At 60.2% G+C, this 24,015-nt stretch carries 22 protein-coding genes; 9 read left to right on the plus strand and 13 right to left on the minus strand.

What is annotated here, in order from left to right; genetic code table 11:
* The first annotated feature begins 31 nt into the window (after positions 1-31).
* From ACWKV5_RS24480 to ACWKV5_RS24495, 4 genes are all read left to right on the plus strand, one after another.
* The gene (locus tag ACWKV5_RS24480; RefSeq protein ID WP_483843354.1) at positions 32-1,057 is read left to right on the plus strand and encodes a putative 2-aminoethylphosphonate ABC transporter substrate-binding protein; all 1,026 of its coding nucleotides are present in this window, start codon (positions 32-34) and stop codon (positions 1,055-1,057) included.
* 146 nt (positions 1,058-1,203) lie between these two features.
* Entirely contained in the window at positions 1,204-2,337 is a 1,134-nt protein-coding gene (locus ACWKV5_RS24485) for a TIGR03364 family FAD-dependent oxidoreductase (protein WP_483843355.1), read from the plus strand.
* Positions 2,337-2,903, plus strand: a complete 567-nt coding sequence (locus tag ACWKV5_RS24490; protein ID WP_483843356.1) for a phosphonate degradation HD-domain oxygenase — start codon at positions 2,337-2,339, stop codon at positions 2,901-2,903. The genes ACWKV5_RS24485 and ACWKV5_RS24490 overlap by 1 nt, the downstream gene beginning before the upstream one ends.
* An 84-nt stretch (positions 2,904-2,987) precedes the next feature.
* Complete coding sequence (locus tag ACWKV5_RS24495) at positions 2,988-3,413, plus strand: hypothetical protein (RefSeq protein ID WP_483843357.1); 426 nt, start codon at positions 2,988-2,990, stop codon at positions 3,411-3,413.
* Between the two features lie 122 nt (positions 3,414-3,535).
* Here the strand turns inward: ACWKV5_RS24495 and ACWKV5_RS24500 are convergent, their stop codons facing one another.
* Together ACWKV5_RS24500 and ACWKV5_RS24505 are read right to left on the minus strand one after the other, a co-directional pair.
* Complete coding sequence (locus ACWKV5_RS24500; protein WP_483843358.1) at positions 3,536-4,912, minus strand: GTPase/DUF3482 domain-containing protein; 1,377 nt, start codon at positions 4,910-4,912, stop codon at positions 3,536-3,538.
* A complete protein-coding gene (locus ACWKV5_RS24505) occupies positions 4,905-6,284 on the minus strand; it encodes a DUF2868 domain-containing protein (RefSeq protein WP_483843359.1) in 1,380 nt (459 codons plus the stop codon). Before ACWKV5_RS24505 ends, ACWKV5_RS24500 begins: the two co-directional genes overlap by 8 nt.
* 85 nt (positions 6,285-6,369) lie before the next feature.
* Here ACWKV5_RS24505 and ACWKV5_RS24510 point away from each other — a divergent pair, with 85 nt between their 5' ends.
* Positions 6,370-6,882, plus strand: a complete 513-nt coding sequence (locus ACWKV5_RS24510; RefSeq protein ID WP_483843360.1) for a dihydrofolate reductase — start codon at positions 6,370-6,372, stop codon at positions 6,880-6,882.
* Between the two features lie 116 nt (positions 6,883-6,998).
* Here the strand turns inward: ACWKV5_RS24510 and ACWKV5_RS24515 are convergent, their stop codons facing one another.
* The gene (locus ACWKV5_RS24515; protein WP_483843361.1) at positions 6,999-8,390 is read right to left on the minus strand and encodes an L-cystine transporter; all 1,392 of its coding nucleotides are present in this window, start codon (positions 8,388-8,390) and stop codon (positions 6,999-7,001) included.
* 257 nt (positions 8,391-8,647) lie between these two features.
* Here ACWKV5_RS24515 and ACWKV5_RS24520 point away from each other — a divergent pair, with 257 nt between their 5' ends.
* On the plus strand, positions 8,648-9,703 hold the full coding sequence (locus ACWKV5_RS24520; RefSeq protein WP_483843362.1) for an HAD family hydrolase: 1,056 nt from the start codon (positions 8,648-8,650) through the stop codon (positions 9,701-9,703).
* Between the two features lie 192 nt (positions 9,704-9,895).
* On the opposite strand, the gene ilvD is transcribed toward ACWKV5_RS24520, so the two are convergent.
* The 5 genes from ilvD to ACWKV5_RS24545 form a co-directional block, all read right to left on the minus strand.
* Positions 9,896-11,737, minus strand: a complete 1,842-nt coding sequence (gene ilvD / locus ACWKV5_RS24525; protein ID WP_214379546.1) for a dihydroxy-acid dehydratase — start codon at positions 11,735-11,737, stop codon at positions 9,896-9,898.
* A 258-nt stretch (positions 11,738-11,995) separates the two neighbouring features.
* Entirely contained in the window at positions 11,996-13,204 is a 1,209-nt protein-coding gene (locus ACWKV5_RS24530; protein WP_483843363.1) for an MFS transporter, read from the minus strand.
* A complete protein-coding gene (locus ACWKV5_RS24535; protein ID WP_483843364.1) occupies positions 13,197-14,174 on the minus strand; it encodes a diiron oxygenase in 978 nt (325 codons plus the stop codon). The genes ACWKV5_RS24530 and ACWKV5_RS24535 overlap by 8 nt, the downstream gene beginning before the upstream one ends.
* Positions 14,171-15,250, minus strand: coding sequence for a SagB family peptide dehydrogenase (locus tag ACWKV5_RS24540; protein WP_483843426.1), 1,080 nt, complete (start codon positions 15,248-15,250; stop codon positions 14,171-14,173). Before ACWKV5_RS24540 ends, ACWKV5_RS24535 begins: the two co-directional genes overlap by 4 nt.
* A gap of 425 nt (positions 15,251-15,675) precedes the next feature.
* On the minus strand, positions 15,676-16,872 hold the full coding sequence (locus ACWKV5_RS24545) for a class I SAM-dependent rRNA methyltransferase (RefSeq protein WP_007945535.1): 1,197 nt from the start codon (positions 16,870-16,872) through the stop codon (positions 15,676-15,678).
* A gap of 229 nt (positions 16,873-17,101) precedes the next feature.
* On the opposite strand from ACWKV5_RS24545, the gene ACWKV5_RS24550 reads away from it, so the two are divergent.
* The 3 genes from ACWKV5_RS24550 to ACWKV5_RS24560 are packed head-to-tail and all read left to right on the plus strand — an operon-like array spanning position 17,102 to position 19,136.
* A complete protein-coding gene (locus ACWKV5_RS24550; RefSeq protein ID WP_483843427.1) occupies positions 17,102-17,917 on the plus strand; it encodes an HDOD domain-containing protein in 816 nt (271 codons plus the stop codon).
* A gap of 28 nt (positions 17,918-17,945) precedes the next feature.
* Complete coding sequence (gene mutM / locus ACWKV5_RS24555; RefSeq protein ID WP_483843365.1) at positions 17,946-18,758, plus strand: bifunctional DNA-formamidopyrimidine glycosylase/DNA-(apurinic or apyrimidinic site) lyase; 813 nt, start codon at positions 17,946-17,948, stop codon at positions 18,756-18,758.
* 54 nt (positions 18,759-18,812) lie between these two features.
* Positions 18,813-19,136: a multidrug transporter gene (locus ACWKV5_RS24560; protein WP_483843366.1), complete on the plus strand. Its 324-nt coding sequence runs from the start codon at positions 18,813-18,815 to the stop codon at positions 19,134-19,136.
* A gap of 122 nt (positions 19,137-19,258) precedes the next feature.
* On the opposite strand, the gene ACWKV5_RS24565 is transcribed toward ACWKV5_RS24560, so the two are convergent.
* The 5 genes from ACWKV5_RS24565 to ACWKV5_RS24585 form a co-directional block, all read right to left on the minus strand.
* A complete protein-coding gene (locus ACWKV5_RS24565) occupies positions 19,259-19,510 on the minus strand; it encodes a YfhL family 4Fe-4S dicluster ferredoxin (protein WP_007945532.1) in 252 nt (83 codons plus the stop codon).
* Between the two features lie 139 nt (positions 19,511-19,649).
* On the minus strand, positions 19,650-20,129 hold the full coding sequence (gene coaD / locus ACWKV5_RS24570; RefSeq protein ID WP_007945531.1) for a pantetheine-phosphate adenylyltransferase: 480 nt from the start codon (positions 20,127-20,129) through the stop codon (positions 19,650-19,652).
* Between the two features lie 115 nt (positions 20,130-20,244).
* Positions 20,245-21,840, minus strand: a complete 1,596-nt coding sequence (locus tag ACWKV5_RS24575; RefSeq protein ID WP_483843367.1) for a GMC family oxidoreductase — start codon at positions 21,838-21,840, stop codon at positions 20,245-20,247.
* A 58-nt stretch (positions 21,841-21,898) separates the two neighbouring features.
* Positions 21,899-22,444, minus strand: coding sequence for a twin-arginine translocation pathway signal protein (locus ACWKV5_RS24580; RefSeq protein WP_483843368.1), 546 nt, complete (start codon positions 22,442-22,444; stop codon positions 21,899-21,901).
* Between the two features lie 28 nt (positions 22,445-22,472).
* Entirely contained in the window at positions 22,473-23,903 is a 1,431-nt protein-coding gene (locus ACWKV5_RS24585; RefSeq protein WP_483843369.1) for a coniferyl aldehyde dehydrogenase, read from the minus strand.
* Between the last annotated feature and the right edge of the window lie 112 nt (positions 23,904-24,015).

Genomic DNA, 24,015 nt, shown 5'->3' on the forward strand with positions numbered 1-24,015 from the left:
TCAACTGCCGGTAAACAAAAGGTAAAACGACATGTTCAAGCCCCTGGCCCTGGCCGCTGCTGTTCTCTCCGCCTTCAGCCTGAACGCCTTCGCGGCGAAAACCGAGTTGACGGTGTACACCGCCCTCGAAGCCGAACAGCTGACCGCTTACAAGGCCGCTTTCGAAAAGACCAATCCGGACGTCGAGATCAAGTGGGTACGTGATTCCACCGGCATCATCACCGCCAAGTTGCTGGCCGAAAAAGCCCGCCCGCAGGCTGACGCTGTCTGGGGCCTGGCCGCTTCGAGCCTGGCGATCCTCGATCAACAAGGCATGCTGCAAAGCTACGCGCCCAAAGATTTGGGCAAAATCGGCGGTAACTATCGCGACGCCGCCAACCCGCCAGCCTGGGTCGGCATGGACGTCTGGGCCGCGACCATTTGCTTCAACACCGTCGAAGCCGAGAAGCAGGGCCTGACCAAGCCTGTGAGCTGGCAAGACCTGACCAAGCCTGAGTACAAAGGCAAAATCGTGATGCCCAACCCGGCGTCGTCCGGCACCGGTTTCCTTGACGTCAGCGCCTGGCTGCAAACCTTCGGCGAGAAGCAGGGCTGGCAGTACATGGACGACCTGCACCAGAACATCGGCCAGTACGTTCACTCCGGCTCCAAGCCTTGCAAACTGGCGGCTGCCGGCGAATTCCCGATCGGTATTTCCTTTGAGTACCCAGCCGTTCAGCTGAAGCGCCAGGGCGCGCCGCTGGACATCATCCTGCCGAAAGAAGGCCTGGGCTGGGAGATCGAAGCGACCGCCGTGATCAAGGGCACACCGCACGAAGAGGCGGCAAAGAAACTGGCGGACTTCTCGGCAAGCCCGGCGGCGATGGAGCTCTACAAAGAGAACTTCGCTGTGCTGGCTCAGCCTGGTATCGCCAAGCCGCAGACCGAATTGCCTGCCGACTATGAGCAGCGTTTGATCAAGAACGACTTTGCCTGGGCTTCCAAAAATCGCGATGAAATCCTGACCGAATGGCGCAAGCGCTATGACGGCAAGTCCGAGAAAGTGGTTGCCAAGTAAGATCTTCATCGGCTGACAGGGCCTCTTCGCGAGCAGGCTCGCTCCCACAGTAGATCTCCAGTGGATGGAGGTTTGGGGTTATCCCCGATCAAATGTGGGAGCGAGCCTGCTCGCGAAAGCGGTCTCGAATTCAGAGCAAAAACTCAATGACACACCACAACGACCTGCTGATCGTCGGCGCCGGCATCCTCGGCCTGTCCCACGCCTATGCCGCCGCCCGACGCGGTCTGAAAGTCACCGTTTTCGAACGCAGCGAAACGCCTTTGGGCGCCTCGGTGCGCAACTTCGGCCAGGCCCTCGTCACCGGCCAGCCACCGGGCCCGATGCTCGAACTGGCCAAGGCCAGCCGCGAGATCTGGGGCCAATGGGCACAACTCGCCGGCCTGCAACTCAAGCGCAACGGTTCTTACCTGTTCGCCCGCACCGAAGCCGAAGAACAGCTGCTGGAAGCATTCTGCGCCGGTCGCGCCGTGGAACACGGTTACCGCGTCGAACTGCTGCGCGGCGCTGCGTTGCGTGATCTGTACCGTGGCCAGTTCACCCATCACCGCGCCGCGTTGCACGGGATGGACGATCAGCAGCTGTATTCCCGCGAAGCCATTCCGGCGCTGATCGACTACTTGCGCCGCGAACTCGGGGTGACCTTTCACTTTTCCACCCTGGTCCGCGACATCGAACCGGGCCGCTTGCACAGCACCGCCGGCACCTTCAGTGCCGAGCAGATCATCGTCTGTTCCGGCCACGATTATCAGACGTTGCTGGCCGAGCCGATTGCCGCACTTAACCCGCAAATATGTCGCCTGCAAATGCTTCGCGCCCGCCCGCAGATCAACCTCAACCTGCAACACGCGTTGCTCACCGGTTTGAGTTGCGTGCACTACGGCGCCTTTGCCGATCTGCCGGAAGCCGCGGCGGTGCAGGCGCAAATTCTGCGCGACGAGCCGCACCTGCATGACAACGGCATCCATCTGCTGATCAGCCCGACGCCTTACGGCGAATTGATCATCGGCGACTCCCACCACTACGGCAGCGATCCGTCGCCGTTCAACGCCGAGCAAGTGGACGACTGGATGATCGAACTGGCCGAGCAGACGCTGGGCTGCAAGGTGCAAGTGGTCGAACGCTGGCAGGGTGTCTATGGTTCACGGGGGCCGGGGCCCTTTTCGTTCCTGCGACCGGCACCGGGATTGAGCGTGGCGCTGATGCATACCGGCGTCGGTATGAGCGTCGGGCCAGCGATGGCTGAACGTAATGTGGCGACTTTGTTGGGAGAACATTGATGAGTAACCACGAACAGGTGATTGCCGAAGTGTTCGGTCTGTACGAACGCTTTGGCGACAGCGATTACATCGGAGAACCGGTGTCACAGATCGAGCACATGTCCCAGGCCGCGCAACTGGCGATGGCCGAAGGCTTCGATGATGAAGTGGTGTTGGCTGCGTTTTTTCACGACATCGGACACATCTGTGTCGAAAGCGCCGAGAACATGGGCGGCTTCGGCGTGGTCAGCCACGAACGACTGGGTGCCGATTACCTGCGCCGCGCCGGTTTCGGCGAACGCATGGCGCGACTGGTGGAATACCACGTACAGGCCAAGCGTTATCTGACGCTCAAAGAGCCTGGGTACTACGAGCGCTTGAGCGAAGCCAGCCGCCGCACCCTGGAATATCAGGGTGGGGTAATGACACCGGCCGAGGCTGAAGCCTTCGAGCAGGACCCTCTGTGCGAGGTCAGTTTGCGCATGCGCCAGTGGGACGAATTGGCGAAAGAGATGCGGGTTCCGGTGATCGACCTCCACATTTTGAAGGGCAAGGCTGCCGGTCTGTTATCCCGCGCAATGAGTTGACTTGTCCCACGTGCGATAGAGAACGGGCGCATGGTCTGTAGGACCGAACAGGTCCAGGCTGAGCTTTTCGACCGGAGCGCATGGATGCGTTATCTAAAAGTCATCGCACAGGATCAAAGCGCTAACGGCCAGCCCGATACGCTGTACTTTCGCTTTTATGAAGATGAACAGCTGCAGCGCGAAGCCACGCAAGCGGACCTGCATAAGCTGAAGCGTCTGGGCACCACCTATTTGAAATGTGCCTGGTACAACGCCGGCGACGATGAGACGCGGCACCTGCGAATCTTCTCGCAAAACCCCAGCGCCGATGGCACCCCGGAAACGGTGCGGCTGCACTTTCATGACGGGGTGCAGATTGCCTATAAGGCGGCGGTTCACGACCTGGATAACGACGGGGCGTACGAGGTGGTGTTGAGTACTGACGTGGACAATGATGGCCGGGCGGATCGCACGGATCGAAACCGGGTCAGTGCGTTGGTGCGCGAGTTTTTGAGGGTTGGGTGGTGGTGATCAACGCTTCAGACCGAGTCGCTTCCATCGCGAGCAGGCTCGCTCCCACAGGGGAACGCATTCCAATGTGGGAGCGAGCCTGCTCGCGAAGGGGCCGGTCCAAACACCACAAGCATCAAGGCTTAAAGCTGCTGCGCCAACACCTCAACCTGCTCCTGCCTTTCCGCCTGATTCAACTTCGCCTGCGGATTCAGCGACGACCACTGCGGATGCGCCCGAGCCTTGTTCAGTGCCTCGGGCAGCTTGCCTTCGCGCCACGTTTTGTCCTGAGGCGTAGCGACCTGAATGCTGTCCATTGCCGCATGCCCGCGTGCGTTCAGCGCCTGCAACAACTGACGCTGACGCAACGCCAACAACCGCAGCACGCTGTCATCGATGGTCAGTTCTCGCTGGCCTTTGATCTTGCCGATTAACCGGCTGCCATAACTGCGCGCGGTTTGCAGTGCGCCACCGGCAATCGCACCGGCCAATGCTGCCGCACCCAGGGTCAGGCCGCCCACCAGCAAATCGACCCCGGCCCCGGCTGCCGCGCCGGCCGCGATCCCGCTGCCGACCCGTACTCCGAGCTGCTTCAGGGTTTCCGGGTTAAACAAATCATCGCCCCAACGGCCATCGAGCAGCGGCAAGTCACTGGCCGCTGCATCCTGTGGGCGAAACGCGTAAAGCTTGAGCAGCGCTTCAACGCAGCGTTGCTCGCGCTGACGCACGGCTTTGTGCAGTTCGCTGATGGCGTGCCGTTCCTGCTCCGCGTCGCTGGCGACACTGCGTCGGCAGGCCGCGCAATCAATCAGCAATTCGGCAATCAACCGGACCGCACTTTGCTGACGGGCGAGACGCTGGGCCTGTTGATCGGCGATCAAGCGTTCAAGCTGTTCACGGGAATTTTCCAGGAGCAGCGCGAGGCTTTCATACAGACGACGTTCGCCATCCTCAGGCGGCGCGACGCTGTCGAAACGCACCAATGCGTGCAAGCCCAGACGCGCCAATGCTTCGCGCCAATCCGGCTCGCGGTGGTTGGCACTGCTGACGAAATTCAGCACCGGCAACAGCGGCTTTCCGCAACTGGCCAACACTTCCAGTTCGTCACGGTACTTGGCCAGCACCGGTTCGCGGGCGTCGATCACGTAGAGGCCGGCATCGCAGGTGAGCAGTTGGCGCAACACTTTGGCTTCCTGCTCAAAGCGCTGCCGCGCTTCGCTGCCCTCAAGGAATCGCGCCAAGCGGGCCGGGCCGTCGAGGCGTTCGCCGGGACGTTCCAGGCGTTCGAGGTAGTCGAGCAGGGCGATGGCGTCTTCCAGACCGGGGGTGTCGTAGAGATCGAGCAACGGCTCACCGTCCACCGACAACCTCGCGCCTTCGACATGGCGCGTGGTGCTGGGACGATGGGACACTTCGCCGAAGCCGACATCACGGGTCAGGGTGCGCAGCAATGAGGTTTTGCCGACGTTGGTATGGCCGACCACAGCGAGTTTCAACGGGGCCTTCCAGGCGTTACTCATGACCGGTCTCCAGCCAGTTCATCGGCGCGCAATCGGCGAACGGCAACTCCAGTTGCTGCAATGCGATGTGCCAGTCGCCCAAGCGTTCGGCGTCCAGCGCTTCGCCGGGCGGCGCTTGCAGCAGCCAGACGCGGGTGGCGGCGGCATTGCGCGCCAGTTCGGCGATCAGCGCCAGGCTGCCACGGTCCGGCGAGCGCCGTGGGTCGCAGGCGATTAGAAGGCGTGCGGGCGGAAAGCGGCTCAATTGTTCGAGGAGACGGTGGCGCGATTCACGGCTGTCGAGAATCCCGGCATTGCCCACGGTTTTCGGCAGTTGCGGTGGCCACGGGCGTTGGTCATCGAGTTCGATGGCGACCAACAGGGCGCCGTCGCTTTGCTGGTCGGTGACGCCGCTTTCGACGCGATGCAGTTGCGCCGGTGCCGCATCACTGATGCCCAGGCGTTCGCTGGTGGGCATCAAGCGCTCGCGCAATTGGGCATAGCCGGGCAGGTTCAGGTCCAGATGCAGTTTTGCCTGGCCGGTTTTCCAGCGCCACCGGCAAAACAGCATCAGCAGCAAGCGCGGCAACACCCCGTAGATCAACAGGACACCGACCAGCCACGCGGCCCAGGCCTGCCGAGCGCTTTCGATGTTCAGCGCGGCATCGCCGCTGGCGCGGATCATTTCCACGGTGGGCACGCTCAAGCCGAGCAGGGCCGGCAGCGCACCGAGGGCCTGGGTCATGGCGACGAATGTGTCGGCGCTCAGAATGGTGGTTTCCCAAACGAAACCGTAGCGCCGGGTCGCCATCAGCGTCAGCAGAATCACCAGGGCGCTGAGCATCGCCAGCAGCCACAAGCCGTTGACCAGCGTGCCGACCGCCCAGCGATTGAGTTTGTGTCGTTGCAACAGCAGCAACAGGGCCGGGGCCAGTTGCGCAGCTTTGGCATCGCGCGCGAGTTTTTCGCTGAGCCACAACCATAAGCGCCCGAGGGTGGCGCCGTGTTCGCCGGCGAAGACCAGGCCCAGCGCCCAGCTGATCAACAGAATCAGGTTCAGCCCGAGCAGACTGCCCAAGGCCCAGAACACATTCACCGGGGTTTGCCCGTCGCCCATCGCGGCGAAGGCCAGGCCTGCACCGCTGATCACGGCCAGCACCGCCATCACGATCAGCGCCAGTCGCGCACCTTGCAGCCAGTGTTGCAGGGCGTTGGCCAAACCATCGCGTTCGGCCAGCCACACGGCCCGCCGTTGAATCCGTGTCGGCAAGTCACCGCCAGCGCTGCGGGCCAGTCGGTTGGCTTCCATGTCTTCCAGCGGGCCGGCATGTTCTTCACGCAGGCGCACGGTTTCGGTCAGCCAGAGAGTTTGCAGTCCAGTCAGTTCAGTCACGCGCGATCCCATCGCTCCATTGAGCTGTGAGCATAACCGCTGTGGCGCTTATCGGGGTACGGATGGCTCTGGTATCCTCGCGGGCATGACTAAATCACTCCCCCTCAGCCTGATCGCAGCCCTCGGTGAAAACCGCGTGATCGGCGTCGACAACAGCATGCCCTGGCACCTGCCGGGGGACTTCAAATACTTCAAGGCCACCACCTTGGGCAAGCCGATCATCATGGGTCGCAAGACCTGGGATTCCCTCGGTCGGCCGCTGCCGGGCCGGTTGAACATCGTGGTCAGCCGTCAGGCGGATCTGGTGCTGGAAGGCGCCGAGGTTTATCCGTCGCTGGAAGCCGCGGTGGTTCGCGCCGAAGCATGGGCGAAGGAGCAGGGCGTCGATGAGCTGATGCTGATTGGCGGCGCGCAGTTGTATGCGCAGGGGATGGCCCAGGCGGATCGGTTGTATCTGACCCGCGTGGCGCTGAGCCCGGAAGGGGATGCGTGGTTTCCGGAGTTTGATCTGGGCCAGTGGAAACTGGTGTCCAACACCCCGAATCCAGCTGAAGGCGACAAGCCTGCGTACAACTTCGAAGTCTGGGAAAAAGCCTAAGAGCTTCGCGAGCAGGCTCGCTCCCACAGTGGTTTTGAGGTGAGACTCACATGTGTGAACGCCGCCGAACCCTGTGGGAGCGAGCCTGCTCGCGAAAGCGGTCTAACTGGCGCTACCTAAGCGTGAGCCAGCTCAGAATGCTCATCCGCATCCAGCAATTCTTTATCCGTCTGCTGCATGATCTGGCTGGTAATCGCCCCCGCCGTCATCGACCCACTGACGTTCAGCGCTGTGCGCCCCATATCAATCAGCGGCTCGACCGAAATCAACAACGCCACCAGTGACACCGGCAAACCCATCGCCGGCAACACGATCAGCGCGGCAAACGTCGCACCACCGCCCACACCCGCCACACCGGCCGAACTCAGCGTCACAATCGCCACCAACGTCGCGATCCACAGCGGGTCCAGCGGGTTGATGCCCACGGTCGGTGCGACCATCACCGCCAACATCGCCGGGTACAGGCCGGCACAGCCGTTCTGGCCAATGGTCGCGCCAAACGACGCGGCGAAGCTGGCGATGGACTGGGGAATACCCAAGCGGCGAGTCTGCGCTTCGATACTCAATGGAATCGTTGCCGCGCTCGAGCGGCTGGTGAACGCAAACGTCAGCACCGGCCAGACTTTGCGGAAGAACCGCAGCGGGTTGATCCCGGCTGCCGACACCAGCAGGCCATGCACCACAAACATCAGACCCAGGCCGATGTAGGACACCACGACAAAACTGCCGAGCTTGATGATGTCTTGCAGGTTGGAACCGGCGACCACTTTGGTCATCAGCGCCAGCACGCCGTACGGGGTCAGCTTCATCACCAGGCGCACCAGACGCATCACCCAGGCTTGCAGGGTGTCGATGGCATTGATCACTTTCTGCCCTTTCTCGACGTCATCCTTCAGCAATTGCAGGGCGGCGACGCCGAGGAACGCCGCAAAAATCACCACGCTGATGATCGAGGTCGGTTTGGCGCGCGCCAGATCGGCAAACGGGTTTTGCGGGATGAACGAGAGCAACAGCTGCGGCACGTTCAGGTCCGCCACCTTGCCGGCGTAGTCGGTCTGGATGGTTTGCAGGCGCGCCATTTCTTGCGTGCCGGCGATCAGGCCTTCGGCGGTCAGGCCAAACAGATTGGTCAAACCGATGCCGATCAACGCCGCGATGGCGGTGGTGAACAGCAGCGTGCCAATGGTCAGGAAGCTGATCTTGCCCAATGACGACGCGTTGTGCAGACGGGCCACTGCGCTGAGGATCGAGGCGAACACCAACGGGATCACGATCATTTGCAGCAACTGCACGTAACCATTGCCCACCAGATCGAACCAGCCGATCGAGGCTTTCAAGACCGGATTGCCGGCGCCATAAACGGTGTGCAGCGCCACACCAAACACCACGCCCAACACCAGCGCAAGCAGGACTTTTTTCGCCAGGCTCCAAGTGGTGTGGCGGGTTTGTGCCAGGCCGAACAGCAGGGCAAGGAACACCAGCAGATTGAGGATCAGCGGCAGATTCATAAAAACTCCGATCAGACATGTGCCAGCTACCTTCCGGGGCAGCCGCGAACCGGCAAGCCTAACAGCTTGATATCTAATGAATTAATATCAAAATCAGAGGTGAGCTGTCGTTTTTGGAATAAGCCGGTGTCGCTGTCAGGAATGCAGCTGGCGCGATGGGTACGGTAGCGGTCGCTGACAGACGAGGACTGTCACACTTATTTGTTAGCGTGGATGTCTTCCAAATTCAGGGACTTTTAATAAGGAGAAGCAGGTCGATGAAATTCATACCAAAAATACTGGCTGCAGCCATTTGCCTGGGCCTTGCGGGCCAGGCATTCGCCACCGACTTGAAACACTGGCCGGCCGATCAGGCCAAGGCGCTGGACGCAATGATTGCCGCTAACGCCAACAAAGGTAACTACGCGGTGTTCGACATGGACAACACCAGTTACCGCTACGATCTGGAAGAGTCGTTGCTGCCATTCATGGAGAACAAGGGCCTGATCACCCGCGACAAACTCGACCCTTCCCTGAAACTGATTCCGTTCAAGGACACCGCTGACCACAAGGAAAGCCTGTTCAGCTACTACTACCGCCTCTGCGAAATTGACGACATGGTGTGTTACCCATGGGTCGCGCAAGTGTTCTCCGGCTTCACCCTCAAAGAACTCAAAGGCTATGTCGACGAGCTGATGGCGTCCGGCAAACCGGTGCCGGCCACTTATTACGAAGGCGACGTGGTCAAAAAACTCGACGTCAACCCGCCGAAAGTCTTCACCGGCCAGGCCGAGCTGTACAACAAGCTGATGGAGAACGGCATCGAGGTCTACGTGATGACCGCCGCCTCCGAAGAGCTGGTGCGCATGGTCGCTTCCGATCCGAAGTACGGCTACAACGTCAAGCCGCAGAACGTCATCGGCGTGAGCCTGCTGCTCAAGGATCCGAAGTCCGGCGAGCTGACCACTGCGCGTAAACAGATCACCGCAGGCAAGTACGACGAGAAGGCCAACCTCGGCCTCGAACTGACCCCGTACCTGTGGACCCCGGCGACCTGGATGGCCGGCAAGCAAGCCGCAATCCTGACCTACATCGATGAGTGGAAAAAACCGGTACTGGTCGGCGGCGACACCCCGAGCAGCGATGGTTACATGCTGTTCCACAGCGTCGACGTGGCAAAGGGCGGCATTCACTTGTGGGTTAACCGCAAGGACAAATACATGACTCAGATTAACGGCATGATGGCCAAGAACGCGGCGGCCCAGGCCAAGGAAGGGCTGGAGGTTACTGCGGACAAGAACTGGGTGATCGTGAAGCCGGAAGAAATCCAGTAAGCCCACACAGATCCAAATGTGGGAGCGAGCCTGCTCGCGAAGACGGTGTGTCAGTTGTCATCTCTGTTTCTGACATACAGCTTTCGCGAGCAGGCTCGCTCCCACAGGGGGTCTACAGTGTTTGGGAGGTTTTGGTCAGACAAAAAAAATGCCCCGCACTTGGCGGGGCATTTTTATTTCTGCGATTGACGCTTACAGCCCGTCGAGCATCGCCTTGTTACGCACGGCACCCTTGTCGGCGCTGGTCGCCAGCAGGGCGTAGGCTTTCAGTGCGGTGGTCACCTTGCGTGGACGTTTTTCCACAGGCTTCCAGCCTTTCTGATCCTGCTCGGCACGACGCCCGGCCATTTCTTCGTCGCTGATCAGCAGGTTGATCGAGCGGTTCGGAATGTCGATCAGCACTTTATCGCCGTCCTGTACCAGACCAATCGCGCCGCCCGCTGCCGCTTCTGGCGAAGCGTGGCCGATGGACAGGCCTGAGGTGCCGCCGGAGAAGCGACCGTCGGTGAGCAGGGCGCAGGCTTTGCCCAGGCCTTTGGATTTCAGGTAAGACGTCGGGTACAGCATTTCCTGCATGCCCGGGCCGCCTTTCGGGCCTTCATAACGAATGATCACGATGTCGCCGGCCTTCACTTCGTCAGCGAGGATGCCGCGTACGGCGCTGTCCTGGCTTTCGAAGATCTTCGCGTTGCCTTCGAAGACGTGGATCGATTCGTCGACGCCTGCGGTTTTCACTACACAGCCGTCCAGTGCAATGTTGCCGTAGAGAACGGCCAGGCCGCCTTCTTTTGAGTAAGCGTGCTCGACACTGCGGATGCAGCCGTTCTCACGGTCGTCGTCGAGGGTTTCCCAACGGGTCGACTGGCTGAACGCGGTCTGCGTCGGAATGCCTGCCGGGCCGGCCTTGAAGAAGTGATGCACGGCTTCGTCGTCAGTCTGGGTGATGTCCCACTTGGCGATGCCTTCGGCCAGGGTCTTGCTGTGCACGGTCGGCAGGTCGGTGTGCAGCAGGCCGCCACGGGCCAGCGAGCCGAGGATGCTGAAAATCCCGCCAGCACGGTGCACGTCTTCCATGTGGTACTTCTGGATGTTCGGCGCGACTTTGCACAGTTGCGGCACGTGGCGGGACAGGCGGTCAATGTCGCGCAGGTCGAAATCGATCTCGGCTTCCTGGGCCGCGGCCAGCAGGTGCAGGATGGTGTTGGTGGAACCGCCCATGGCGATGTCCAGCGTCATGGCGTTTTCGAACGCCTTGAAGTTGGCGATGTTGCGCGGCAATACCGACTCGTCGTTGTCGGTGTAGTAACGCTTGCACAGCTCGACGATGGTGCGGCCCGCTTGCAGGAACAATTGCTCGCGGTCGCTGTGGGTGGCCAAGGTCGAACCGTTGCCCGGCAATGCCAGGCCCAGGGCTTCGACCAGGCAGTTCATCGAGTTGGCGGTGAACATGCCGGAGCACGAACCGCACGTCGGACAGGCGCTGCGCTCGTACTCAGCGACTTTCTCGTCAGAAGCGCTGGAGTCGGCGGCGATCACCATGGCGTCGACGAGGTCGAGACCGTGGCTGGCCAGTTTGGTCTTGCCGGCTTCCATCGGGCCGCCGGAAACGAAGATCACCGGGATGTTCAGGCGCAGGGACGCCATCAGCATGCCTGGGGTGATCTTGTCGCAGTTGGAGATGCAGACGATGGCGTCGGCGCAGTGGGCGTTGACCATGTACTCGACGGAGTCGGCGATGATCTCGCGGCTCGGCAGCGAATACAGCATGCCGTCGTGGCCCATGGCGATGCCGTCATCCACGGCAATGGTGTTGAATTCTTTTGCCACACCGCCGGCGCGTTCGATTTCGCGGGCGACCAGTTGGCCCAGGTCCTTGAGGTGGACGTGGCCCGGTACGAACTGGGTGAAGGAGTTGGCAATGGCGATGATCGGCTTTTTGAAGTCGTCATCTTTCATCCCCGTGGCGCGCCACAGTGCGCGGGCGCCGGCCATGTTGCGGCCGTGGGTGGATGTTTTCGAGCGGTAATCAGGCATGAAGCACTCCGGGCGGCTAATCAGGTATCAAAAGGGAAGTGAGCTTCTATTGACGTCTGGAACACTCAGAAATGGCCGTGTGTCCGGAAGTTGCCGATAACTTTGCGGGATCGCCGCGCGCTTCAGCTTGAGCTCATAAACCCGCCGGGGGATGACTGGCGATGAATGTCGCGATTCTACACGGCTGGCGTCAGGAGGGAATGCCGGCAAGCGTTGATCCAGTGCTGACTGCGCGGGCGAGATGACGACTGGCACGTATCACCCGGTATTGAGTGCCTGTTCAGTCTTGTGGTTGATCACGGCGTTCACCCCAAGTCCTGCAACGCTCAGCATCAGGAAGCCCAGGGCCAGAGTCGTGGTCAGGTTGTCGGGCGTCAGATTGATCACCGAACTGATTACACCGCCGAACATGAAAATCAGCATGGCCCCGACCGAGGTGGAGGCACCGGCATTCTCCGGGTGAAGGCTCATCGCCTTGGAGTTGACGATTGGCCTGGCGATAGTGGTGCCGATGGTGCAAACCAGCATCGAAATCAGCACCGTCGCCGTAGAAAGACCGAACTGGCGAGTCAGCCACAGCATGAGCCCGCCTGAAACGGCGATCAGGCCCAGGCCGATAATGATCTGGGTGTTGGCCTTCAGGTATCGATGCAACACGCTGGCTAATACCCCACCGAACACATAAGCCACGCCATACAGCAGCAACGCCCAGGCGAATTCATATGGCGAGAGCGCCAGACGCTCCATGAAAATGATGGGCGAAGAAACGATGAACGAAAAATGGCAAGCGAAGGCCAGGGCTGAAATCAACCAGTAACCCATGAAGCGAACATCCGAACACAAGCGCCAATAAGCACTAAAAACCCCCGTATGCGCAGCCCGGCGCACTGGCGGTATTTGCTTGAGCAGCCGGTAGGTGCCGACCCATGCAACAAATGCCAGTGCCATGAATACATAGAAACTGCCTTGCCAGCCGAGGCACGATTGCAGCCAGGTTCCCAGCAGGGGCGAAATCGAAATGAATACTCCGCCTGCCGTCACCATCCAGATTCTGATGCGCTCTCGTTCACGACCGACGAACAGGTCCTGGATCAGTGCCTGCGACAATGAAAATGATCCGCAGCCGATCGCCTGAACCATGCGAAACGCCAGAAACCAGCGGTAGTCGCTGGCGAACACGCAGCCAACCGCTCCAATTGCCGCGATGGCAATACCTCCCAGCAGCAGCTTCTTGCGCCCCCACGCATCCGACAATGGCCCGACCAGCATCACGGAGAGTGCCAGGCTGATGGCGAACACGCTGACGGACAGGGAAATCCCGGACGACGAGGTCTGAAAGTAATCGCCAAGATCGGGAAAGGACGGGAGCACGACATCGAGGGGAAAGACACCCAGCAGCGTCATGGTCATCAACAGCGTGACCGTGGCCCGGCGTTTGACGCTGGCCGCATCGTTTCCTTCACTCATCAAGAAGCCCGGCCTGGGTGAACAGTTTCCGGTTAGAAGACAGATCGAAGAACCCGGCGTTTTTCAAGGCATCCAGGGTAGCGCTGGCGCCCGAACGGGCCCGTTGCAGAGTGGCTTGCGCATCGGACAGTCCTTCGATGATTTCCAGGCAGGCTGTCTCGCTGAGACCGACACTGCGAAGGCTCGTCCTCAGCCAGCGCTCATCGACCTCAAAGAAAACCCGGATGAGCTCCGGCAGCAGACTGGCGCAGAACAGGCGTTGAGCGCTGGTCAGGTGCAGCCACAGATAATGGAACACTTCGCAGAAATAGCGACTGTGTCGCGCCTCGTCGGCGAGGTGGTCCCTGAGCATTTCCTGAACGCCGTCCACCAACGCATCGCGACAGATGTCGAGCAGATCCTTGGCGATGATCGTCTCGGAGACAAAACCGGTGAGGAACCAGGCCAATGGCTTGTGCCGGTCAGGTGCGCGCTCGAGCAGGGCGTGCAGCCGGCTGATTCGCTGCGGCATGACGGGCCGATCAAACATGCCGTAGAACTCGGCAATCTGCTCGGCGAGGCTGTTGGAAAAGAGCGCGTGATAGCCCTCGTCGGTGTAGAGCTGCAGCGCAGCGTTTTTCATCCGCTGTGGAATGCTCACACCGAGCTCGTCATGGACGATGGTTTCGACCGATCGATTGACGATGCGGTGTTCGAGCAAGGTGGTGTAGTCGAGGAAATACACCAGGTGATTGGCTGACAGTCGATGAGTGATCTCCGGGCCGGCGTCTTTGACGGCCAGGTGATTCAAATAAGGCAGGAAGGCCGGCGGGAACCAATGCCGGGTTTCCAGTTGCTGTTCAATATCGGGCGGCAATAAATAGGTGTGTTTGCTGGTTCGCACCGCGGCGCGGTTATCCCAGTCGCCGAGGGTAAAGCGATCGGCCCAGCCAGTGGGAGGCGTTGCCTGTTCAAGGCGCGTGTCGGTCATGATGGCGAGTCCTGACGGTTCAGCAGCGCCTTCAATTCCTTGCACAGCACGTCCCCGTTGCTCTTGCCGCAACCGACAAAAAACAAGGGCTGCTCCGGACTGTCATTGAGTCCCAGCAGCATTTCAACCTGATCGTCCGTCAGTGCTCCGGTCAGCCAGGTGTTCAGGCCCAGCGAAGTGGCCACCAGCTGAAAGGTCTGGGAGATATGCCCGGCTTCAACGTAGGCCATTCGGTACGCGCGTGAGTGTTCATATTTCCACCACAGCTTGTCGAAACGGCTGGTGATGAACAGCCCCACGGGCAGGTTGTTGATGAAGTGCTGCCCGCACAGAAGTTGCCCCAACGGCCAACCGGGCAGTGGGTTGACGAATCTCAGCGCATGCCCGGTTGGAAGGTAGGCATAGAGCCCGGGCTTCAGGCCGCTGACATTTTGAACAAGCAGGAAGCCTTCACAGGCGTTTAGCCCGCCGCCGGAGGGACTGGTACGCCGGGCGCCAAATCCTTCGACACAGTTTTCGTCAATGGCGTCTTCACGTTCTCGCAAGTAGCCCAGCGACAAGTAGAGCAACGTGCTGACCACTTCAAGCGAGAGGGCGTCCCCGGTGAAGGTGCGGCAGGTTTTTCGGTCGATCAGGGTGTTGGCCAACGTGCCTTCTGGCAGGCATGCAGGTTTTGGCAGCGAAATCAGTTCGCCTGCCAGGCGTTCGGCAAGCCTGTTGCCGGGAACCGGTGTGGCCAGAACTTCGTTGCAATGGTCCAGATACTCTCTCGACCACTCGTGAATATCTTGTGGTGTATGTTGGCAGGGGATGTTCTTGGTGCCGATATGGAATATTTTCGACAGTTCATCCCAGCCCCATTCAATAATGACAGGTGCTGAAGAGGTGAGTATTCCGGCATCAAGAAGTTGTATGTCTATGCTGTTGCTGTTACTGAACTTGTCGGGGTTGCTGATAAGTTCTGCAAGTCGGGTTGAATACTCTAGATCCAGTTCGTATTGTTTGTGGTTTTTGTAATCCCAGACTATTTGACCGGGCGTGCGTGGAAGTATGAAGAGATGAGGGTTTATCTGCATGATAGGCGGTTTGCTCTGGAGTTTTTTCATGGAAAACGCTGGGTAGCCGGCACTCCCCAGCGCTTCATCTACTTAGCGGGCTTTCGGGGCAACCAGGAAAGACAGGTTGGCGATGGCGTTTGCTTCCAGAGTAATTGCTTTCATGTTTGTAACTCCTTGTCATTGATAATGAGCGTCACTTCAATGTGACAACTCAATCATAGTTGGTAATGAATCCTTATCAAGGAGAAATTGAGTAGGAATATTCTAGTAGTTTTGTCGGATCAGTCGCGGGCACGAGCCAATTTTGTAAGGCGTATTCTCTTAAATAAAAGATACAGAGAAATGTCCTGCATATCGTCCGGATTGCAAGTGTAGGAAGTTGTAGGAATGTATTTCGAATAATAGAACGGGGAGCCGATGGGCTCCCCGTCAAACCGGCGTAATCAGCTGTTTGGCAGCAGGCGGCAAGTGATGCTCTTGATGTAGCGGGTTTCAGCGATGGCCGGGTGAACCGGGTGATCCGGGCCCTGAGCGCCACGCTCCAGCAACTGGATGTTGCGGTCCAGGTGACGGGCGCTGGTCAGCAGGATGTTTTGCAGGTCGTCTTCTGGCAGGTGCATCGAGCACGAAGCGCTCACCAGGATGCCGTCCTTGCTGAGCAGGCGCATGGCTTGCTCGTTCAGGCGACGGTAGGCGCCTTCGCCGTTCTTCATGTCTTTCTTGCGTTTGATGAACGCCGGCGGGTCGGCCACGATCACGTCGAAGCGTTCTTCGCTGGCTTTCAGCTCTTTGAGGGCTTCGAACACATCGCCTTCAATGCAGGTCATTTTGTCGGCGAAACCATTCAGGGCGGCGTTACGCTCGACGCCGTCGAGGGCGAAGGCCGACGCGTCGACGCAGAACACTTCACTGGCGCCGAAGGCGGCTGCTTGTACGCCCCAACCACCGATGTAGCTGTACAGGTCGAGCACGCGTTTGCCTTTGGCATACGGGGCCAGGCGTGCGCGGTTCATGCGGTGGTCGTAGAACCAGCCGGTTTTCTGGCCTTGCATGACCGGGGCTTCGAATTTCACGCCGTTTTCTTCCAGCGCGACCCACTCCGGCACCAGGCCGAACACGGTTTCGACGTAGCGGTTGAGGCCTTCGGCATCACGGGCGGCGGAGTCATTCTTGAACAGAATGCCGCTTGGCTTGAGCACTTGGGTCAACGCGGCGATCACGTCTTCTTTATGAGCTTCCATGGTCGCCGAGGCGATCTGTACCACGAGGATGTCGCCGAAACGGTCGACCACCAGGCCTGGCAGCAGGTCGGAGTCACCGTAGACGAGGCGATAGAACGGCTTGTCGAACAGGCGATCGCGCAGCGACAGGGCGACGTTGATGCGGTGAACGAGCAACGACTTGTCCAGCGGCAACTTGATGTCGCGCGACAGCAGGCGGGCGCAGATCAGGTTGTTCGGGCTCATGGCAACAATGCCCAGCGGCTTGCCGCCGGCGGCTTCGAGGATCGCCTGATCACCGGCCTTGAAGCCGTGCAATGGGGTGGCGGCGACATCGATTTCGTTGCTGTAGACCCACAAGTGGCCGTTTCGCAGGCGACGGTCGGCGTTGGCTTTGAGGCGCAGGCTAGGCAGGGACATGACGTCGCTCCGGAAAAAAGAGCGGGAGTATAGCGTGTTGCGCAAGGCCACGGTTTGGCGGATGGACATGCGGTGAAGGGCGCGCCAAAGATGAAACTTCAGCAGATGCACCCTCCAAGGTGTCGGATCCAACTTTTAGAAGCTAGAATCTGCGCCTGGCCCAGAGTGTGTACTTATGTCCCAAGAGCTGACTACCGAACAGATTCAACAGTCCCTGCAAGGCATCAGCGTGCCCGCCCAGCCGCAAATCATGGTGGATTTGCAGATGGAGCAGTACATGCCCGACCCGGACCTGGAAGTGATCGCGAAACTGATCTCCCAAGACCCGGGCCTCTCTGGCGCCTTGCTGAAGATCGTCAACTCGCCGTATTACGGCTTGAGCAACAAGATCGCCTCGATCCAGCGAGCGGTGAACCTGTTGGGTAGCCGTTCAATCATCAACCTGATCAACGCCCAGTCGATCAAGGGCGAGATGAATGACGACACCATCGTCACGTTGAACCGCTTCTGGGACACGGCTCAGGATGTGGCGATGACCTGCCTGACGCTGGCCAAGCGCATTGGTGCCCAGGCCGGCGACGAAGCGTACGCGTTGGGCCTGTTCCACGACTGCGGCGTGCCGCTGATGTTGCAGCGTTTCCCCAACTACATGACGGTTCTGGAAGAGGCCTATGCCAACGCCAGCGCCGAATGCCGAGTGGTGGACACCGAGAACCGCGAGTTCAACACCAACCATGCCGTGGTCGGTTACTACACCGCCAAATCCTGGCGCCTGCCGGACCATGTGACCGCCGCGATCGCCAATCACCACAACGCGTTGGCGATTTTCAGCGATGAGTCGTCGCGCAATGCCCAGCTCAAGAACCTGCTGGCGATCCTCAAGATGGCCGAACACATTTGTGCATCCTATCGAGTGCTGGGCAACCAGAACGAAGACCACGAATGGAACAGCATCGGGCATCTGGTGCTCGACTATGTCGGCCTCTCGGATTACGACTTCGAGACGCTCAAGCAATCCATTCGCGACCTTGGCGCTCACCACTGAGTCCCGGATAGCCTGATTCGAGTGCACCATGCCTGAACTGCCGGAAGTCGAAACCACCCGCCGCGGAATTGCGCCGCACCTGGAAGGCCAGCGGGTCAGTCGGGTGATCGTGCGTGACCGGCGCCTGCGCTGGCCGATTCCCGAAGACCTCGATGTGCGGTTATCCGGGCAGCGCATCGTGCTAGTGGAGCGGCGCGCCAAATACCTGCTGATCAATGCCGAAGTCGGCACGTTGATCAGCCATTTGGGTATGTCGGGGAATTTGCGCCTGGTGGAAGTTGGCCTGCCGGCGGCCAAGCATGAGCACGTGGACATCGAGCTGGAATCCGGCCTGGCGCTGCGTTATACCGACCCGCGACGGTTTGGTGCGATGCTCTGGAGCCTTGACCCGCTCAACCACGAATTGCTGATTCGCCTGGGGCCGGAGCCGTTGACCGACCTGTTCGATGGCGAGCGCCTGTTCCAGCAATCTCGCGGGCGTTCCATGGCGGTCAAGCCGTTCATCATGGATAACGCCGTGGTGGTCGGTGTCGGCAATATTTACGCGACCGAAGCGCTGTTCGCCGCTGGCATTGATCCGCGCCGCGAAGCCAAGAGCATTTCCCGGGCGCGTTATTTGAAACTGGCGATCGAGATCAAACGCATCCTCGCCGCCGCCATCGAGCGCGGCGGCACCACGTTGCGCGACTTTATCGGCGGTGACGGCCAACCGGGTTACTTCCAGCAGGAACTGTTCGTGTACGGCCGGGGCCATGAGCCCTGCAAGGTCTGCGGCACGGAGCTGCGGGATGTGAAACTCGGGCAGCGCGCCAGCGTCTTTTGCCCGCGCTGTCAGAGCTGAGAACTCCCACGGTCTATAGTCAGTGTTCTCACTGCCTCGCATAAGGACCGTGCCATGAACCTGTTCCGAACCCTTGTCGTTGTCTGGCTGCTGGGCGCCAATGCCTGCGCGCTGGCGGCAAACAACGGCAGCGGCGACCCGCTCTACACCATCCAGAATCCCCCGGCGTACGCCATGATCGGTGATTTGCTGATTGCCCGACCGTTGCTGGTCGTGGCGACGGTGATTGGTGCTGGGGTGTTTGTGGTGTCGTTGCCGTTTACCGCGCTCGGTGGCGGCGTTGGCGATGCGGGGCAGGCGTTGGTGGTTGACCCGGCGAAAGCGGCGTTTGTGCGGTGTCTGGGGTGTATCGGGGAGGGGTTTGAGCAGCGGGAGTGAAGGCAGGTATATCTTGGTGTGGCTGATGACGCCTTCGCGAGAAGGCTCGCTCCCACATTAGACCGCGATCAACTGTGGGAGCGAGCCTGCTCGCGAAAGCGAGAGGGCAGGCTGCAAAAATCTCAAGCCTTACCGGTAATCTTCCGGTACTTCTCCATCAACTCGTCTTCAGTCTCCGGATGCGCTTCGTCCAGCGGAATGCAATCCACCGGGCACACTTGCTGGCACTGAGGTTCGTCGTAGTGGCCGACACACTGTGTGCACAGGTTCGGGTCGATCACATAGATCTCTTCGCCTTGGGAAATGGCGGCGTTTGGGCACTCGGGTTCGCAGACGTCGCAGTTGATGCAATCGTCGGTGATGATCAGGGACATGCTAACTCCAGCCAGGGCGGCAGGCCCGGGCGCAATAAACCAATGCGCGCAATTGTGCCGCATTGGCGCCCGCAGTGCACGCGGGCGCGACGTTTTGCGGATCGCAGGCTTCGCCAGCTCCTACAGTCGGCGTCCGGCTTTATTTCTTGAAGCGTTCCGTGAGGGCATCCGCCACCGCAGGGTGGACAAACTTGGTGATATCACCGCCCAGCGCCGCGATTTCACGGACCAGCGTCGAGGAAATGAACGAATAACGCTCGGAAGGCGTAAGAAACAGGCTCTCCACATCCGGCGCCAGCTGACGGTTCATGTTGGCCAGCTGGAATTCGTATTCGAAGTCCGACACCGCACGCAAGCCACGCAGGAACACGTTGGCGTTCTTCTCTTTGGCAAAGTGCGCGAGCAGCGTCGAGAAACCGACGACTTCAACGTTCGGCAGATGTTTAGTGACCTCGCGGGCCAGCTCCACACGCTGTTCCAGAGGAAACAACGGGTTTTTCTTGGGGCTGGCGGCGACGGCAATGATCACATGATCGAACAGGCGCGCGGCGCGTTCGACCAAGTCGCCATGGCCCTTGGTAATCGGGTCGAAGGTACCTGGGTACAACACTCGGTTCATCGCGTCGTCCTGGCGGGAGTCCGTTGGGGAGTCGGATGGTATCGCAGCCTTCCCGGTCGGCCAAGTCGCCTGTTGGGTAAGAAAGCACTATAGACGATACGAATATTCTCCCTTTTCATGGGTTTTTCAAACGTTCGGCCAGCGAAGTGGCCAGTTGCGCCGTCAGCCCGTACACCGACAACTGCGGGTTGGCGCCAATGCTGGTGGGGAACAGCGAGCCGTCATGGATCGACAAATTGCTCAGCTGGTGATGACGGCCGAGGCTGTCGGTCACGGCGTTTTTCGGGTCTTCGCCCATCGCACAACCGCCCATTACGTGGGCGCTGCCCAGGCGTGTGCGGTACAACTCAAGGCTCAAGCCATCGATCAGCGTGCGCGCTTCCGCCAGGGTTTTCACGTAGCGTGCATCGGCGTGCATCGGCATTACCGCGTTGGCGCCCCCGGCGAACTGGATTTCGGCCATGGTGTGGAAGGCTCGGCGCAATCCGTCCCAGGCATAGGGCGAGACCTGATAGTCGAGCACCGGCGTATTGTCGCCGCGCAATTCGACGCTGCCGCCGGGGCTGTCCGGGTGGAAACCGTCGCGCAACAACGCGAGCATCGCGTGGGTATGGGGCAGGTGCTCCATGTGCTGGGCGTTTTCCTTGCCGAAACCGCCGAGCAGGGTGGTCGCCAGCGCCGGGTGCAGCGGCGGGACTTCGAGTTTGTAGCCCATTTTCCCGGTGGTGCCGTCCTGCCATTGGAAATGGTCGGAATAGATCGACTGCGGTGCGCCGTAGAACGGGTTGATCACTTCGTCGAACAGCCCGGCGGACATGTTCACCAAATGCAGGAATGTGCGTTTGCCCAGACGTTTGTGCGGGTCCGGCGCGTCGGAGCGCAAGAGCAGCGCCGGGCTGTTGATCCCGCCGCCGGCCAGGACGTAATGGCGCGCCTTGACCGTGATCGTGCGCCCGGTCGGCGCGACGCAACGGTCGTCCATCGCCACGCATTGCAGGCCGGTGACCTTGCCATCCTTGATCGACAGCTTTTCGGCGCGGGCCAGGTACAACAGCTCGCCACCTTTTTCCAGCGTCGCCGGAATGGTCGTGACCAGCATCGACTGCTTGGCGTTGGTCGGGCAGCCCATGCCGCAATAGCCGAGGTTCCAGCAGCCGCGCACGTTGCGCGGGATGACGTGCCAGCTGTAGCCGAGTTTTTCACAGCCTTTGCGGATCACGTCGTTGTTGGCGTTGGGCGGCACCATCCACGGCGCGACGCCGAGGCGTTGTTCCATTTTCTCGAACCACGGCGCCATTTCGGCGGGAGAGTGGCCTTTGACGTCGTGCTCGCTGGCCCAGTGTTCAAGCGTCGGCGTGGGCGTACGAAAGCTCGATGTCCAGTTGATCAGCGTGGTACCGCCCACCGCGCGGCCCTGGAGGATGGTGATCGCGCCATCCTTGCTCATGCGCCCGATGCCTTCCTGATAGAGGCTGGTGTAGGCCTGGTCTTCGAGCATCTTGAAGTCGCTGCTGGTCTTGAGCGGGCCTTCTTCGATCAGCAGCACTTTGTAGCCGGCCGCGCTGAGGATTTCCGCCGTGGTGCCACCGCCGGCACCGCTGCCGATGATCGCGACGTCCGCTTCGAGGGTCAGGTCTTGGGTCAGTTGCGCGCCGTTGTAGGTTTTCCAGCCACGGGACAGGCCTTCTCGGAACGGGTCGGGTACAGGCATTCTCAGGTTCTCTTTTTTATTTTGTTTTGGGTGGTGAGGCGATGGCATCGACCCGGTCTCAAACCGCAGGTGGACCGGGATACCCGCAATGCACCCATGATTCCGCCCGGGTGTACCACGCCATCATCACCAGTTGCTGCAGCGAGCTATGCCCCATGCGCAACAAGCTCAACGAACTGTTTTCCCAGCGATCAAGAAAACGCCGGATCTCATCACCACTGGCATTTTCCCAACTGCCCCAGATCCCGGTCAGCGGTCCGCGCGTTACGGCCATCCCCAGCACATCGAACAGTTGCTGAGTCAGCTTGAGCATTTCCGGCGACAGGTGATTCAGGCTGTTATCCAGGCAGTGCAAGGTCTGGTCGACCGACGCCGGCATTTTCTCGGCAGCGATAGCGCCCTCGAGCATCACCGGGATCAGTGCGCGCAAAAACAGCAGGTCGCCGCTGCGCAGGATCACGAAACCGTTCGCCGCAGTGCTCGACGAGCAGCCGCTGAGGCTTGCGCCCAACCCGGCCGTGGCCAGGAAGGCGCTGGCGCCGAGGCTGAATTTCAGCAGGCCGCGGCGTGACAGCGCGGGTGTATCGGTCAGGCTTGGGCTCATTATTGTTGTTACCCGGTGGTGGTGATCGTTAGCGGATGAACAGCTTCTGGATCAGTTTCTGGATGGATTTTCCGTACGGTGGGTAGATCAGCTTCGAGGCGTTGAAGCGCTGCTTGATCAACACCCCTTTGGCCTTGCTGAAGGTCAGGAACCCTTCGTGGCCGTGGTAATGGCCCATGCCCGACGCACCGATGCCACCGAACGGCATGTCGTCCTGAGCGACGTGCAGCAGCGTGTCGTTGAGGCAGACGCCACCGGAGTGGGTTTCGTGGAGCACACGGTTCTGTTCGCGCTTGTCGTAGCCGAAGTAGTACAACGCCAGTGGGCGAGGGCGTTGGTTGATGTAGGCAAACGCCTCATCCAAATGCTTGTACGGCACGATCGGCAGCAGCGGGCCGAAGATTTCGTCCTGCATCACGGTCATGTCGTCGGTGACATTGAGCAGCAGGCTGTGACTCATGCGCCGGCCCTGACCCTGGTCGAACAGCGGAATCAGCTGTGCCCCTTTGCCGGTGGCATCGCTGATGTAGCCGTTGAGACGCGCCAATTGCCGCTCGTTGATGATGGCGGTGTAGTCCGGGTTGTCAGCCAGTGTCGGATAAAACCCCCGAACCACCTGACGATAAGCCTCGACGAAACCCTCGACGCGGTCTTCCGGCACTAATACGTAGTCCGGGGCCACGCAGGTTTGCCCGGCGTTCAGGGTTTTGCCGAAGGCGATGCGTTCGGCGGCGTCTTTCAATGGCACGTCATGCGACACAATGGCCGGGGACTTGCCGCCGAGTTCGAGGGTCACCGGGGTGAGGTTCTCGGCCGCCGCACGCATCACGTGTTTGCCGATGCTGGTGGCGCCGGTGAACAGCAGGTGATCGAAACGCAGGCGGGAGAACGCGACACCGACATCGGCTTCGCCCAACACCACGCAGACCAGGTCTTCAGGGAAGACCCGGGCGAGCAATTCCTTGAGCAGCAAACCGGTGACGGGGGTTGATTCGCTGAATTTGAGCATCACCCGATTACCGGCCGACAGCGCGCCCACCAATGGGCCGATGGCCAGGTACAGCGGGTAGTTCCACGGCACGATCACGCCGACCACGCCCAGCGGTTGGTAAACGACTTTGGCCGCCGCCGGTTGAAATGCGATGCCGACCTTGCGCCGCGAGGCTTTCATCCAGCCTTTGAGGTGCTGGCTGGCGTAATGAATGCCGTGCAGGCTGGGCATCAGTTCGGCGAGCAGGGTTTCATCGGCGCTGCGGTGACTGAAATCCTGACTGATCGCCTCGATCAGTGCCTGGCGCTCGCTGCTCAACAGGTCGCGCAGGGCTTTGAGCCATTGCTGGCGCTGGGCGGCCGGCGGCATCGGGTTGGCGGCGTAGGCGGCGCGTTGGGCGTCGAACAGGGTTTGCAGTTCTTCCAGAGGCTGATTCAGGTTCTGAAGGTAGGCGATGTCGGCAGTCATGGTCGGCTCCGGATTTATTGTAATGAGTGACTTTTTAGAGTCTATGCTCTAGAAAGTCAAATGACATCCTGGAACAGCATTGTTTTATCCACTCGCGGATAGGTCGTAAGAT

The sequence above is a fragment of the Pseudomonas oplopanacis genome (genome assembly GCF_057128725.1).